Genomic DNA, 14,569 nt, shown 5'->3' on the forward strand with positions numbered 1-14,569 from the left:
AATAAGAAGTAGTGCTTGATTCAATTGTTGGTGTGAACCAAGGTTCAAATTTGTTTTTTTGGATAAAATCCACGCAATAGAGAATTGGCGTTTTTGGTACTTCTACGTTGCCAGGCAGAATAGGAATCGGCAAAGAACACTTCTATTTTTAGCTTGTTTTCTACTCATTGATAACACGAAAATTCTTTTCCTCTATCAACAGTGGTTATCTTGAATAGACAACTTGGGCAAGTGATATGGATAAGTATAAACAACGTTCATTAAAAAAAGGGCTGCCACATAGGACAGCCCTTTTTCTACTACATAAGGTAGCGTAAATAAATATAAATATGAGAAATGATTAATGAAACGATCATAATTGGGAAACCAACTTTTAGGAAGTCCATGTAGCTAAACTTATGTCCTTCGCGGCTTGCGATACCTGCAACGATTACGTTAGCAGAAGCACCGATTAATGTTCCGTTTCCACCTAGACAAGCACCTAATGCTAATGCCCACCATAATACGTCGACTTGTGCGTCAGAAGGTGATAAACCTAGCCCAACTGCCATATCGTTAATAAGCGGGATCATTGTTGCAACGAATGGAATGTTATCAATCGTTGCAGAGGCGATACCAGATACCCATAAAATAAGGATAGACGCGTAAGAAATATCTCCGCCCGTTATTCCAATTACTTTTTGAGCTAACATTTTGATAAGACCGATATCGATAAGTCCTCCAACTAGTACGAATAGTCCTGCGAAGAAGAAGATTGTTACCCACTCTACACTTGCGAATACCTCTTCAATTTCATGTTCTTTCACACCAATTAGCATAAGTACAGTAGCGCCAGTTAAAGCGATGATAGCTGCATCAACATGGAAGATCGAATGAGTCATGAAACCTACGATTGTAAGTCCAAGTACTGTTAAAGATTTTTTCATTAATACGGGATCTTTAATGTATTGTTTTTCATCTAAACTCATTAATTTCTTAACTTGTACAGGATCAGCAATTAATTGTTTACGGTACATGAAGTAAAGGATTGTCGCTGTAACAGCAATAATAATGATTACGATAGGTGCTAAGTTGAACAAGAAAGCATTGAAATCTAAATGCTTATTTGCAGAACCAATCATAATGTTAGGTGGATCACCAATTAATGTTGCTGTGCCCCCAATGTTTGAAAAAATAATTTCAGAAAGTAAATAAGGAACAGGATTTACTTGCAGTATGCGCGTAATAGATAAAGTAACTGGAACAACAAGAAGTACAGTTGTAACGTTATCTAAAAATGCGGAACCAAGCGCAGTAAGTAAGGAAAGTGAAATTAAAATTTTAATTGGATTTCCTTGTGCTCCTTTTGCTGCTTTAATGGCAACGTATTGGAAGACACCCGATTTACTCGTAATGTTCACCAGAATCATCATACCGATGAGTAGCGTAATCGTCCCCCATTCAATATGTTTCGTAAAGGCGTTGTGTAAATCAACGACCCCCATAATTACCATGAGTGCTGCGCCAAGAAGTGCGATGACAGCGCGATTAATTTTTTCAGAAATAATAATGGCATATGTAATTAAAAAGACTGCGATAGCAAAATAATACTGCCAGTTTGCGAGCTCTTGCGTTGTTTCGTGCAAAACTCTCATCTCCTTTCATTCACTTTTCTTAGTGTGTCAAAAAATTAACTAGATGAAACACACATAACGTCATTATAAAGTAGAAAAAAGGGGGATGTAAATGAAAGGGCTTATTTTGTCATATTTTCTGCATCGTTCATTTTTTCTTATTTTTAAAAATATTTGTGGGCATTTGACATATATATAAGATACATCCAATCTGAATATTTAAAATGGAATTAGCATTCGAGCTTGTTCGTGTAGGAGTGTCAAATAGGAAGGAATGACAAAGATGATAAGGAAGGGATCGTATGGATGAACAACGATTTTTATTTTTGGATTTTGAGTTTACGATGCCCCAGCACAGAAAAAAACCAAAAGGATTTTTCCCGGAGATTATTGAGGTAGGACTCGTCTCGGTTGTTGGCTGTAAGGTAGAAGACACGTATTCAGCTCATGTTAGGCCGAAAACTTTTCCTTCTTTAACGGATCGATGTAAGAAATTTTTAGGAATTAAACAAGAAGTCGTAGATAAAGGAATTTCGTTTCCGGAACTCGTTGAAAAACTTGCAGAATATGAAAAGAGATGTAAACCAACCATTGTTACGTGGGGAAATATGGATATGAAAGTGTTGAAACATAATTGTGAAATGGCGGGAGTAGACTTTCCATTCTTAGGACAGTGTCGTGATCTATCACTTGAGTATAAGAAGTTTTTTGGGGAGAGAAATCAAACAGGATTGTGGAAAGCAATTGAGGCGTATGGAAAGGCAGGGACGGGTAAGCATCATTGTGCGCTAGATGATGCGATGACGACGTATAATATTTTTAAATTAGTAGAAAAAGATAAAGAGTATTTAGTGAAACCAGCACCTCCAACATTAGGGGAACTTGTTGATTTTTCAAAAGTGTTAAAGAAAGTGAGTACACAGTAACGACCAAATTGCACAGTATGTAATTTGGTCGTTTTGTTTTTTTAAAGTTTGTAGTCTTTTTTTAACTGTTCTAATGTTTCTAGACTACGAACCGCAAAAGGTGAATCATCTTCAGAAAATGAATTCATTTGAGTTTCTAATGCTAATTTGAGTGACTCTGTATACTCTGGAATTTCCCCTTCATATTTCTTCACCATTTGCTCCGGAATGTTCGTTTGTTCACGGAAAGCTAAAGCGCGTCTTTCATGGAAAAATGGTACGTCAGCTTGTTTTACATTATGTAAGTCACCTTGCACCGGATGTTTTAAAACAGCTAATACTTTTACGACGTAACTGCCAGGACGGCTATTTGTAACTTCGCCGATGTATTTACCAGTTTTATAAATACCAGTAACGATTTCGCCAATTTCAAATGTTTCTCTCATATTTTTCACCTCAAGTTTATAGTAAGGAAAGTCCGCGAAGTAGTCAAAGAAATCCTTCTCTTTCGGAACGCCCCCTTGAGAATATGAATCGGTTCAACTATAATCTAAAGGTATATAACAGAAAATTCTGATGTTTTTTAATCCAATCATAAGGAGTGTTCAATATGATGCCTTTATATTTTCCGGAAGATAAAACAGAATATATTATTCCAGGGATTGTTTGCGTTCTATTTATCATTGGTGCCGTTGCTACGTGGCGTATGTTCATTCGTGTATCAAAGCGAGAAGCGGAGCGGTTACAGAAAGTTGAAGAAAAACTGTTAGCGGAAAAGAAACAGTAACTCATTTTTGTATGTTTCCCTCTATGCTCGGACAATCTAAGGGCAGAATATATTTTGGAGGGAATAGAATGAAGAAACGGCTTCTTTTCAGTTGTTGTTTATTATTTCTGATGGCAGGTTGTGACCAAGGAAAGCCGAAAGAAATTGACGTGAAATTACATAATGCTTCAGGCGATGAAGTGGGGACTGCAAAAGTAGTGCAGCAAACAAGCGGAGTGAAAATTACGGTTAAAGGGGAAGGTTTCGCACCTGGCCCGCACGGCATACATGTACACGAAATTGGTGAGTGTAAAGCACCACGATTTGAATCATCTGGGAATCATTTTAATCCTGATAATAAAAAACATGGGCTTCTTAATCCGAAAGGTGCAGAAAACGGTGATTTACCGAACGTAATTGCAGACAGTTCTGGAAAGATTAAAGCAGAAATCGATGCACCACATATAACGCTTGAAGAAGGAAAAACGACGATTCATAGAAAAGATGGAGCGTCTATTATTATTACAGAAAACGCTGATGATGGTATGACACAACCAGCAGGTAAATCTGGTGATAGAATTGCTTGTGGTGTCATTGTAAAAAAAGCGTCGGATATGAAGAAAAAGTAAAAGCTACCGTGCATGGTAGCTTTTTTTGTGAAACGTAAGTGAAAATATATTAATTTACCTACAAAAGAGTTTAGGATGAAAACGTATGGCGCAGTCTATTTAAAATTTCTTCTAAAACAGATCTTGGACAGCCGATGTTAATTCGAATATGTTCTTCTCCGCCTAATCCGTATTTTTCACCAGGCTCAACGATGATTTTCCCTTTTTCCTCAAGCAGTGTAGTGCGTTCGTTTTGAGAAAGCTGTAGGCGAGAGCAATCAATCCACAATAAAAAACTACCTTCTGGTTTCGTTACAGAAAGAGCAGGTATGTGATCTTTAATATATTTACAAGCGAATTGAGCGTTATCTTCTATATATAATCGGATTTCATTTAGCCAATCGTTGCATTCTGTATAGGCGCTTTGCATCGCTGTATAGGCGAATATATTTAATCCGTGGAAGCCTTGTCTATATTGGATAGATGTAAAGGCTTGACGGAGTTTTTCGTTTGGAATGATAATAATTGATGCCTGTAATCCAGCGATATTAAATGTTTTACTCGGAGCCATACAAGTAATGGTGCGCGCTGCTAATTCTTCAGATAAAGAAGCGAACGGTGTATGTGTATGGTCTGCGTAAATAATATCAGAATGAATTTCATCCGCGACAACAATTACGTTATATTTTGTACATAACGCGCCAAGTTGTGTGAGTTCCTCTTTTGACCAAACACGCCCGATTGGATTGTGAGGGCTACAAAGAAGCATGAGTTTGACGCCTTGTTGGAATTGTTTTTCTAAATGCTCGAAGTCTATCGCATATGTATCATTTTGTTTCTGTAATGGACTTACGCATAATTGTCTATTGTTTGTTGTGACCATTTCGAAAAATGGTGGATAAATAGGTGGTTGTACGAGAACAGATTCATTTTCCTTTGTGAAGGCCTGTATGCTCGTACTAAGAGCTGGAACGATTCCGGCGCTAAAGACAATCCATTCTTTTTGAATATCCCAGTTGTACTGTTTTTTTGTCCAGTTACAAATAATATCTCCCATATTTTCGGGAGGAAGTGTGTAGCCGAAAATAGGATGCTCGATACGTGTCTTTAAAGCAGTTTGAATTGGTTGTGGTACTTCAAAATCCATATCAGCAATCCAAGCATGGATAAGTTCTTCGTTTTTATATGTATCCCATTTTGTACTATGAGTTCCACGACGATTGACTGTTTTATGAAATAGTTGCATAAGTTTGCCCCCTTCTTCTGTAAAACCGATAAGTTATGAAAGTTCTCTCTCTTCTTATAGAATAGCTGATGTGATAGGATAAAGAAAAGTATTAAAAAGTGAAAAGGCGGGAAGCGAATGGGTACATATGAAAAGATGATAGAGGTTGTGAAGAATTGGGATCCGTTTCAAATGGGACCGGAGTTTTATGAAACAGAAGCGAGCGATGTTGTGAACGTCGTAAGTGTGTTTGATGATTCGAAATACATCGCAAAGAAGATTCAACATATATACTTTATGTCTTTTGAGGAAGTACCTGCGCTTGAAAAATGTGAGAAGTTAGCTGTGGAATTACTTGTAATAAAAGAAGGTGGAAGTTGTTCATTGTAGGCTGTCGGAATTTCCGACAGCCTTTTACATTATTGCGCAGAAAAAGCGATGATTTCTTCATAAACGTTTTCAGGTTTTTCTTCAGGGAGTAAATGCCCTGTGTTTTCGTAAGAAATAAATTTTGAATTCGGTAAATCTTTGTGTAGTCGATGACCTACATGTACAGGGACGACGCGATCTTTTTCACCCCAAATGAGTAGTGTAGGTGTTTCGATTTTTTGTAATTCAGTTGAAGATAAGTCACCTTCACGATCTCGTATCATACGAGTTAAAGCAGGGAATATACGATTGTCATAAAAAGGAGCAGAGTAGCCTTCCTTCATTTCATCGTCAATTAATGAGTGATCATGAACGACATTCATTAAGTTATGAACGATGCCGCGCCGAATAATCCAGTTCTTTACGTACAAATGAAAGAACGGTAAATAAGAAGAGTACAGTAAAGGTAAGGTTGCGCGTGCTAAATAGCTAGAGCTACATAGTAAAATTGTCTTTGAGATTAATTCAGGACGTATACGGTTTACATAAAGAGAAATTTGCCCACCCATAGAATGCCCAACTAACACAATATTTGAGAGAGATAAATGTTCAATTAAATCGATAATAATCGTTGCTAAATTGTGATAAGAATACTTAAACAGATGAGACTTATCACTTTTTCCGAATGGTGGTAAATCAAGAGCCAGTACTGTTCCTGCTTTCGATAGTAAAGGAATAAGCCGGCGGTAACTGAATGAGGAAGATAAAAAGCCGTGAATGAGCACGAAAGTAGGACGTTCCGTTTTGTTATCATGTTCATACAATTCGTAATGAATAGTAGTGCCGCGAGTGGAAAAAGTGAAATAAGGACAAGTATATTCGTGATTCATTTTTTGTCACTCCATTGATTTTTGTTCATATCATTTCCAAGGAAGAAGAAAATATGTTAACAAAAAAAGGCAAGATGACGATGTCATCTTGCCTTTCGCTTATTCAGTATTATCCGCGAACAATATTAGGCGGTGTTTTTCCTTGTAACCCTGCAACTAAATTTTCAGCCGCTGTCATAGCCATTTGCTGCCTCGTTTTTAATGTTGCAGATCCGATGTGCGGTAAAGTCACAACGTTTTGTAAGGATAAGAGCGGATTATCTTTTTGAATCGGCTCTTGTGTAAACGTATCGATGCCTGCTGCAAAGATTTTCTTTTCGGTTAATGCATGGATTAACGCTTCTTCATCTACTGTTTTCCCGCGAGAAGCATTAATGAAGATTGCTGTTTCTTTCATTAATGAGAATTCCTTTTCTCCAATAAGATGATACGTTTCATCTGTTAGTGGAGTAAGAAGGACAATAAAGTCAGACTGCTTTAGTAGCGTCTGTAAATCACAATATGTAGCATCGAATTTTTGCTCTGCTTCTTCTTTACGGCGACGATTATAATAAAGAACATTCATATCAAATCCGAATTTCGCTCGTTTTGCAACGGCTTCACCAATTCGTCCCATCCCGATAATACCGATTGTACTATGGTGTACATCCAGCCCGAAGTGCTCTTTTCCAATTTCGGCATTCCATTCGCCATTTTTTACGTAAGAGTCGAGTTCGCAGACGCGGCGACCAGCAGATAGCATAAGAGCGAAAACGAGATCAGCTACTGTATCATCTAGTACGTATGGTGTATTCGTTCCGATGACATTATGCTTTTCCATCGCTTCTAAATCAAAATTATCGTAACCGACAGAAATGTTGCTTACTACTTTTAAGTTAGGAGCTACATCTAATAATTCTTCATTAATAGCAGATCCAAAATTTAATAAACCATCTTTATCTTGTATTTTCTCCAATAGAACATCGCGAGGTACTTTCTCATTTTGCTCCCATTTTTCATAATCACAGTGTTCTGATAAATATTTTTCTACAAATGTTGGAACTGGTTCGGCAATATAAACTTTTGGTTTCACGGTTCCATCCCCTTTCGCTTTATCACGCATTTTTCCGCTGATTAAAGTTTCACTTTACCCCGCTTTAACGAGCAGTAAGACTCTCACCTTAAAAGACGGTTGAGGCAAAGAAGTGAGGTGGGAGATCAACTGCTCGTAAAATCCCGATTGGTGCGGGCTAATAATCCATGGGGTGAACCTTTCCATGGATTAAAGTTTCACTTTATTTTGACATAATTCACTAAAAAAATCTTCTTTTCAAACCGGAAAGGGTATTTGTATAATTTAGACACAAAGGAAAAGGAAGGATGATTTATATGGTGACAGAAAAGGAATTAGAATTATTAGCTTGTCTTGAAAAAAGTAGTCGATTAACTGTAGATACATTAGCGAAGCTGTTAAATATAGAAGTAGAAGAAGTAAAGAAAATGGTGGAGAAATTAGAAGCGGAAAAGATTATCGTGGATTATGTAACACATATCGATTGGACGAAGGTGAAAGAACATACAGGTTTAACGGCGATGATCGATGTGAAAGTTACGCCAAAGCGCGGCGTTGGGTTCGATGCGGTTGCTGAACAAATTTATCGTTATTCAGAAGTGAAGTCTGTGTATTTAATGTCAGGGACATATGATCTGTCTATTACATTAGAAGGAAAGACAATGGGAGAAGTAGCGATGTTTGTTTCTGAGAAATTAGCAACAATTGAATCTGTCGTTTCTACGACAACTCATTTCATTTTGAAGAAGTATAAACATGAGGGAATTATTTATGAAAAAAACGATGATGATAAGCGGATTGTGGTGACACCATGAAGCAATTTGAACTATCTAGAGCAGCAGAATCTTTACAACCATCAGGTATTCGAAAGTTTTTCGATTTAGCAGCGAATATGAAAGGTGTTATTTCTCTTGGAGTAGGAGAGCCTGACTTTGTTACACCTTGGAATGTAAGGCAAGCATGTATCCGTTCTTTAGAACAAGGATATACGTCCTATACAGCAAATGCAGGATTATTGGAGCTCCGTCAAGAAATAGCAAAGTATCTAAAAAAACAATTTGCAGTATCTTATGATCCAAACGATGAAATCATTGTTACAGTTGGAGCGAGTCAGGCGTTAGATGTAGCGATGCGTGCCATTATAAATCCTGATGATGAAGTACTCATTATTGAACCGAGTTTCGTTTCTTATGCACCGCTTGTGACATTGGCTGGAGGAGTTCCAGTTCCCGTGGCGACTACTTTAGAAAATGAGTTTAAAGTACAACCAGAACAAATTGAAGCAGCTATTACGGCGAAAACAAAGGCAATTTTACTTTGTTCACCAAATAACCCAACAGGTGCGATGTTAAATAAATCCGAGCTTGAAGAAATAGCAGTAATCGTTGAAAAGTACAATTTAATCGTATTATCTGATGAAATTTATGCAGAGCTTGTATACGACGAAGTATATACAAGTTTCGCGAGTATTAAAAATATGCGCGAGCATACGGTTTTAATTTCAGGATTTTCAAAAGGATTTGCGATGACAGGATGGCGCCTCGGTATGATTGCAGCTCCTGTTCATTTTTCAGAATTAATGCTCAAAATCCACCAATATTCCATGATGTGTGCACCGACGATGTCTCAGTTCGCAGCACTCGAAGCGTTACGCGCGGGGAATGATGAAGTAATTCGAATGAGAGATAGTTATAAGAAACGACGTAATTTTATGACGACATCTTTCAATGAAATGGGATTAACATGCCATGTACCGGGCGGAGCGTTTTATGTCTTTCCTTCCATTTCTTCAACTGGATTATCTTCAGCGGAATTTGCAGAACAGTTATTACTAGAAGAAAAAGTGGCTGTTGTACCTGGAAGTGTATTTGGCGAAAGTGGTGAAGGCTTTATTCGTTGCTCATATGCAACATCGCTTGAACAACTAATGGAAGCAATGAAGAGAATGGAACGGTTTATAGAAAATAAAAAAAGGACAAAACGTAATACGTTTTGTCCATAAAAGGGGGGGAATACTAGAAAGCCATGTGTTAGTATTCTATCCCAATATTGGAGAATTATACGTACTACAGGAAATTTTTCGTTAATTTTGAATGAGTTCTGTCATAGTGGTATAATTTACTAATATAAGGTATGCGTATCCTGAGTAGCTTTATTTAGGATACGTACTAACTAATCGGATATTTAACAATAAATCATCTGCTTGCTATCTACAATTGTAGAGAAAATGGTAAACGTATGGGAGTGTTTCATATGTCAGAACAATATACAACAGGAGTGGTTGTAACAGGGAAAGTGACTGGGATTCAAGATTACGGTGCATTTGTAGCGTTAGATGCAGAAACACAAGGACTTGTGCATATATCTGAAATTACAAATGGATATGTAAAGGATATTCATGACTTTTTAAAAGTCGGCGATACAGTAGAAGTAAAAGTACTTTCAATTGATGAAGAACACAGAAAGATGAGTTTATCGTTAAAAGCGGCGAAAAGAAAACAAGGACGGATTCTTATACCGAATCCATCTGAGAACGGATTTAATACGCTGCGAGAAAAGCTAACAGAATGGATTGAGGAGTCCGAGTTAACAAAGTAAAAGAGGAGCGCATATGAGCGTTCCTCTTTTACTTTGTCTTATGATATATATTTGCAAATATGATTGCATGCAATCATATTCGTATGTCGGAGGTGAAATAAAGACATACTGACTAGTGGATTTCGTTCGTTTCTGGGTGAGTACCAAGATTTTCTGATGGTTTAAAGAGTAAACCAAGATTGATAAGCCCAGAAATACCGACGATGCCGTATATAATACGTGCGAGAGCTGAGTTTTGTCCACCGAAAATGGCTGCCACTAGGTCAAACTGGAAGAATCCGATCAGTCCCCAGTTCACAGCGCCAATTACAGTAAAGACTAATGCGATACGTTGCAGAGTACTCATGAAAAAGCCCCCCTTAATTGTGAAGCATGAGCAAGCGATGAGTTAATTAACTCCTTTATAGAATGGGGCAGTTATGTTGTTTTTATACATAAAAAATATAAGAAAAAGGATGTATATACATCTATACCGAAAAATGCGAATTTTTATGCAAAAAGTGAACTTTTTCTAAAAAATATATATTGGTTACGTTTACAATTGTTGAATCGCTTGATTTACAACTTCAGTTTCGCTAAAGTGAATACAGAAATACATATACATTATTGGAGGGAAAAAGATGAGTACACATGTAACGTTCGACTATTCTAAAGCGTTATCCTTCATCGGTGAACATGAAATCACTTATTTACGTGATGCAGTGAAAGTAACACATCACGCAATCCACGAAAAAACTGGAGCTGGGAACGATTTCCTTGGGTGGGTAGACCTTCCGCTTCAATATGACAAAGAAGAATTTGCTCGCATTCAAAAATGCGCAGAAAAAATTAAAAATGACTCTGACATTTTACTTGTTGTAGGTATCGGTGGTTCTTACCTAGGAGCACGTGCAGCAATCGAGATGTTAAATCATTCTTTCTACAACACGCTATCTAAAGAACAACGTAAAACTCCACAAGTGCTATTTGTTGGACAAAACATTAGCTCCACTTACATGAAAGATTTAATGGACGTATTAGAAGGTAAAGACTTCTCTATTAACGTTATTTCCAAATCAGGTACAACAACAGAGCCGGCACTAGCATTCCGTATTTTCCGTAAGTTATTAGAAGAAAAGTATGGACAAGAAGAGGCTCGCAAACGTATTTATGCAACGACAGATAAAGCACGTGGTGCATTAAAAACATTAGCTGATAACGAAGGTTACGAAACATTCGTTATTCCAGATGATGTTGGAGGACGTTTCTCTGTATTAACGCCAGTTGGTTTATTACCAATCGCAGTAAGTGGCTTAAATATTGAAGAGATGATGAAAGGTGCAGCTGCTGGTCATGGTGACTTCGGTGCATCAGAGCTAGAAGAAAACCCAGCTTACCAATATGCAGCAGTTCGTAATGCTTTATACAATAAAGGGAAAACAATTGAAATGCTTGTTAACTATGAGCCAGCACTTCAATACTTCTCTGAGTGGTGGAAACAGTTATTTGGTGAAAGTGAAGGAAAAGATCAAAAAGGTATTTTCCCATCTTCAGCAAACTTCTCAACTGACTTACACTCATTAGGTCAATACGTTCAAGAAGGTCGTCGTGACTTATTCGAAACAGTTCTGAAAGTAGGTAAATCTACGCATGAACTAACAATCGAATCAGAAGAAAACGATTTAGATGGATTAAACTACCTTGCTGGTGAAACTGTAGACTTCGTAAACACAAAAGCATACGAAGGTACATTACTTGCACATAGCGATGGTGGCGTACCAAACTTAATCGTAAATATCCCTGAATTAAATGAGTACACATTCGGTTACCTTGTATACTTCTTCGAAAAAGCATGTGCGATGAGCGGCTACTTATTAGGCGTAAATCCATTTGATCAACCAGGAGTAGAAGCATACAAGAAAAACATGTTTGCTTTACTTGGTAAACCAGGATTTGAAGAGTTAAAAGCAGAATTAGAAGAGCGTTTAAAATAATAAAAAGCGACCGGATTCCGGTCGCTTTTTATTATTTAATCGAAAAGTCCATCGGTATATTCAAACTAGAGTGGGTATGCTAAAGAAAAAGTCTAGGAGGGATGGGCTTGATTCCGATTCAATCCAATTTAGAAGGACGTACATATGCGTTATATAAGTTAGAAGAGATAATGAAGCCGCTTGGGTATAACATTGGTGGCAATTGGGATTACGATAAAGGGTGCTTCGATTATAAAATCGATGAAGAAGATGGCTATCAATTTTTACGAGTGCCATTTACAGCAGTGAATGGCGAATTAGATGTGCCGGGCGTAATCGTCCGTCTTGAAACACCGTATATTCTTTCTCACGTATATCAAGACGAACTAGATGATCATGTAAATACTTTAGCAGCCGGAACGAGTGGAATGGATCAATTTGCTGAGCCGAAAGATCCAGATGGAGATGTGAAAAGAAAATATATCAATATTGGGAAAGTGCTCATACAAGAACTAGAGCGTCATTTTATTAATGGTGAATAACAATGAGTATGTCGCTTTCAATGAGAATAAAGGAATGGACTGGATTAATCATATATTGTTCGTCGCGCTTTATACCTAGTAATAGAATGTTTTGCTTTAAAAGAGTATAGCTGCAATTTGCGAAAGTTTGTCCTGTGCAGGAAGGAGAAAGCTCCATCAGTTGTAATTTATTATCAGAGATTTCATCGTAAAGTGAGAATAGGACACCTGAAATAGAAGGGAATAAAAGAGAAGCGGTAAATACATAGCTCGTTAATTTATTTCCTTCTATAATTTCTGATACACCAGCTCTCGTTGCATTTTGTATTTGTTCAGAAGTAAGAAGTTCAGCGATGCAATGAATGTTTGGATTGAGTCCTTTTGCAGTTAAAATATTTAAAATGGACTGTGTATCTGCTAAGCTTTCATTTTTTTCTTTATCAGCTGTTATTAATATAGTGTGTGCTGTTGTAATATTAGCTTTTAATAAAGTTTGATCGTGATGGGGGCACCCCTTTATAAATTCTAAATGATGAAATGGTTTTGGAAGTAAAGAAAGTGTTTCATCAATTAAAACGATATCAAGATTCGGTTGTAAAACATGCATTTGTTTGACAACATGCTTTGCCCGTTCGTTCCATCCTACAATAATCATATGTCCGTTAGAAGTCGCAGCTTCTTCTCCTTTAATCTTCATATATTGTTTACTAATCATTTCAGTAGCGAACAAAACCATATAATAAGAACAAAATCCGGTTCCTAATAAAATAATACCCATACCGATAAGTTTGCCTATTAGTGTATGCGGGGCAAAGTCACCATAGCCAACGGTGAAGATAGTAACGATTGACCACCAAATTCCATCAAACCATGTGGTGAAGTGCGATGGTTCTAATCTATGTATAAGAAATCCGGAAAAAGCAGTAAGTACAACAATAAAGCAAATTAAACGAAAAATAATGGAATCACGAAATGTATCTACTAAATTTGGACGGGATTTCAAACTCTTATTCCTCCTTACTTTGCAGGACTACATTCATTGTTACCATTATAGAAAAAAGAAAAACTCTCTAATTTAAAAGAGAGTTTTTTACATTACATACTTTCCACTTCAGTTTGTTGAACACTTTCAAGATGCTGGAGGGCGTAGTAAACATCAGCAGTATGTCTTTTTTGATCGATACATAATTTCAAATGCAAATAGTGCGAGCCATTCTCTAATGTTTTGAGCTTCATATTCTTAACTTTTATATCCATTTCTTTTATTTCTTCAATTACAATTGGGATATTGTCCATATTTCGCACAACAAGTTTTACTGCGATATCACGTTGACGAAATGATCTTGGTCCTACAAATTTCATTGTTAATGGTATAAGTTCGACACTAATCATAAGGAAACACATTCCGAAAATCGCTTCGATATAGAATCCGGCTCCAACAGCAATACCAATACCGGAAGCACCCCAGATCATAGCAGCAGTCGTTAGCCCTGCAATACTATCGTTTCCTCTTCGTAAAATAACACCGGCACCTAAAAAACCAATCCCTGATACAATTTGAGCGGCAAGTCGAAGTGGATCCATATTCATATGATCAGTATGTGGTAAATTGTAAGCCGCTTTAATAGAAACAATCGTTAGGAGGCAACTAATAATAGAAATAACTAAACAAGTTTTTAAACCAAGTGGTTTCCGTTTTAATTCGCGCTCTAAACCGATGGCGAATCCTAAAATAGCCGAGAGACCTAGTTTGATTAATAAATCGGCATAGTCCATATGTATTCCTCCTTGTATGATATGGTATATGAATAAAACATTTATTATAGAAAGAAATGTTTTAGGGTAGAGTGACTTTATATAGAATATATGTAGGAATCCCTTAGAAATGAAAGAGATATTTCGTTTAAGTATATGATATTAAAAAAGAAATGTAGTTAATTTAAAAAAAGTTTATAAAAGGTGTTGCATTTCATTTTTCACCATGATATATTAATAACCGTCGCTGATGCGGAAACGCAGAAAACGACAAAAAAGAAATTGAAAAACTTAGTTGACATCGAAAAACGAAGAT

Annotated in this window: 17 protein-coding genes and 1 pseudogene; 9 read left to right on the forward strand and 9 right to left on the reverse strand. The window is 36.9% G+C overall.

What is annotated here, in order from left to right:
* Window positions 1-53: 53 nt before the first annotated feature.
* Together MR115_RS23545 and MR115_RS23550 are read right to left on the reverse strand one after the other, a co-directional pair.
* A pseudogene (locus tag MR115_RS23545) lies at window positions 54-227 on the reverse strand (IS30 family transposase); the annotation flags it as partial.
* 72 nt (window positions 228-299) lie between these two features.
* Window positions 300-1,625 carry an ArsB/NhaD family transporter gene (locus MR115_RS23550; RefSeq protein WP_071725008.1) on the reverse strand — a complete coding sequence of 442 codons (1,326 nt, stop codon included), beginning with the start codon at window positions 1,623-1,625 and terminating at the stop codon, window positions 300-302.
* 290 nt (window positions 1,626-1,915) lie between these two features.
* Here MR115_RS23550 and kapD point away from each other — a divergent pair, with 290 nt between their 5' ends.
* Window positions 1,916-2,539 carry a 3'-5' exonuclease KapD gene (kapD, locus tag MR115_RS23555; protein ID WP_061680142.1) on the forward strand — a complete coding sequence of 208 codons (624 nt, stop codon included), beginning with the start codon at window positions 1,916-1,918 and terminating at the stop codon, window positions 2,537-2,539.
* Between the two features lie 41 nt (window positions 2,540-2,580).
* Here kapD and kapB read toward each other — a convergent pair whose 3' ends face one another.
* Window positions 2,581-2,964 carry a kinase-associated lipoprotein KapB gene (gene kapB / locus MR115_RS23560; RefSeq protein WP_001209345.1) on the reverse strand — a complete coding sequence of 128 codons (384 nt, stop codon included), beginning with the start codon at window positions 2,962-2,964 and terminating at the stop codon, window positions 2,581-2,583.
* A 164-nt stretch (window positions 2,965-3,128) separates the two neighbouring features.
* On the opposite strand from kapB, the gene MR115_RS23565 reads away from it, so the two are divergent.
* Together MR115_RS23565 and sodC are read left to right on the forward strand one after the other, a co-directional pair.
* Window positions 3,129-3,305: a hypothetical protein gene (locus MR115_RS23565; RefSeq protein ID WP_000982763.1), complete on the forward strand. Its 177-nt coding sequence runs from the start codon at window positions 3,129-3,131 to the stop codon at window positions 3,303-3,305.
* A gap of 68 nt (window positions 3,306-3,373) precedes the next feature.
* A complete protein-coding gene (gene sodC, locus MR115_RS23570) occupies window positions 3,374-3,913 on the forward strand; it encodes a superoxide dismutase [Cu-Zn] (protein WP_242242955.1) in 540 nt (179 codons plus the stop codon).
* Between the two features lie 70 nt (window positions 3,914-3,983).
* On the opposite strand, the gene MR115_RS23575 is transcribed toward sodC, so the two are convergent.
* The gene (locus MR115_RS23575; protein ID WP_132133676.1) at window positions 3,984-5,138 is read right to left on the reverse strand and encodes a MalY/PatB family protein; all 1,155 of its coding nucleotides are present in this window, start codon (window positions 5,136-5,138) and stop codon (window positions 3,984-3,986) included.
* A 117-nt stretch (window positions 5,139-5,255) separates the two neighbouring features.
* Here MR115_RS23575 and MR115_RS23580 point away from each other — a divergent pair, with 117 nt between their 5' ends.
* The gene (locus tag MR115_RS23580) at window positions 5,256-5,507 is read left to right on the forward strand and encodes a YugE family protein (RefSeq protein ID WP_000537644.1); all 252 of its coding nucleotides are present in this window, start codon (window positions 5,256-5,258) and stop codon (window positions 5,505-5,507) included.
* Between the two features lie 29 nt (window positions 5,508-5,536).
* On the opposite strand, the gene MR115_RS23585 is transcribed toward MR115_RS23580, so the two are convergent.
* On the reverse strand, window positions 5,537-6,376 hold the full coding sequence (locus MR115_RS23585) for an alpha/beta fold hydrolase (protein ID WP_063260546.1): 840 nt from the start codon (window positions 6,374-6,376) through the stop codon (window positions 5,537-5,539).
* A gap of 109 nt (window positions 6,377-6,485) precedes the next feature.
* Complete coding sequence (locus MR115_RS23590) at window positions 6,486-7,478, reverse strand: 2-hydroxyacid dehydrogenase (protein ID WP_061680263.1); 993 nt, start codon at window positions 7,476-7,478, stop codon at window positions 6,486-6,488.
* 266 nt (window positions 7,479-7,744) lie between these two features.
* Between MR115_RS23590 and MR115_RS23595 the strand changes: the two genes are divergently transcribed.
* The 3 genes from MR115_RS23595 (at window position 7,745) to yugI (ending at window position 10,025) form a co-directional block, all read left to right on the forward strand.
* On the forward strand, window positions 7,745-8,242 hold the full coding sequence (locus MR115_RS23595) for an Lrp/AsnC family transcriptional regulator (protein WP_061680264.1): 498 nt from the start codon (window positions 7,745-7,747) through the stop codon (window positions 8,240-8,242).
* The gene (locus MR115_RS23600) at window positions 8,239-9,429 is read left to right on the forward strand and encodes an aminotransferase (RefSeq protein ID WP_242242956.1); all 1,191 of its coding nucleotides are present in this window, start codon (window positions 8,239-8,241) and stop codon (window positions 9,427-9,429) included. Before MR115_RS23595 ends, MR115_RS23600 begins: the two co-directional genes overlap by 4 nt.
* Before the next feature lie 251 nt (window positions 9,430-9,680).
* On the forward strand, window positions 9,681-10,025 hold the full coding sequence (yugI, locus tag MR115_RS23605; protein WP_000003765.1) for a S1 domain-containing post-transcriptional regulator GSP13: 345 nt from the start codon (window positions 9,681-9,683) through the stop codon (window positions 10,023-10,025).
* Window positions 10,026-10,137: 112 nt separating this feature from the next.
* Here yugI and MR115_RS23610 read toward each other — a convergent pair whose 3' ends face one another.
* Window positions 10,138-10,371, reverse strand: a complete 234-nt coding sequence (locus MR115_RS23610; RefSeq protein ID WP_000105787.1) for a DUF378 domain-containing protein — start codon at window positions 10,369-10,371, stop codon at window positions 10,138-10,140.
* A 274-nt stretch (window positions 10,372-10,645) separates the two neighbouring features.
* Here MR115_RS23610 and MR115_RS23615 point away from each other — a divergent pair, with 274 nt between their 5' ends.
* A complete protein-coding gene (locus MR115_RS23615; protein WP_061680266.1) occupies window positions 10,646-11,998 on the forward strand; it encodes a glucose-6-phosphate isomerase in 1,353 nt (450 codons plus the stop codon).
* 107 nt (window positions 11,999-12,105) lie between these two features.
* Window positions 12,106-12,519, forward strand: coding sequence for a YugN-like family protein (locus MR115_RS23620; protein ID WP_061680267.1), 414 nt, complete (start codon window positions 12,106-12,108; stop codon window positions 12,517-12,519).
* On the opposite strand, the gene MR115_RS23625 is transcribed toward MR115_RS23620, so the two are convergent.
* Together MR115_RS23625 and MR115_RS23630 are read right to left on the reverse strand one after the other, a co-directional pair.
* Window positions 12,506-13,501, reverse strand: a complete 996-nt coding sequence (locus tag MR115_RS23625) for a potassium channel family protein (RefSeq protein ID WP_061680268.1) — start codon at window positions 13,499-13,501, stop codon at window positions 12,506-12,508. The genes MR115_RS23620 and MR115_RS23625 overlap by 14 nt on opposite strands.
* Window positions 13,502-13,593: 92 nt before the next feature.
* Complete coding sequence (locus MR115_RS23630) at window positions 13,594-14,274, reverse strand: MgtC/SapB family protein (protein ID WP_132133682.1); 681 nt, start codon at window positions 14,272-14,274, stop codon at window positions 13,594-13,596.
* Window positions 14,275-14,569 lie beyond the last annotated feature (295 nt).

This window comes from Bacillus cereus group sp. BfR-BA-01309, assembly GCF_022664315.1.
Taxonomy (GTDB): Bacteria; Bacillota; Bacilli; order Bacillales; family Bacillaceae_G; genus Bacillus_A; species Bacillus_A mobilis.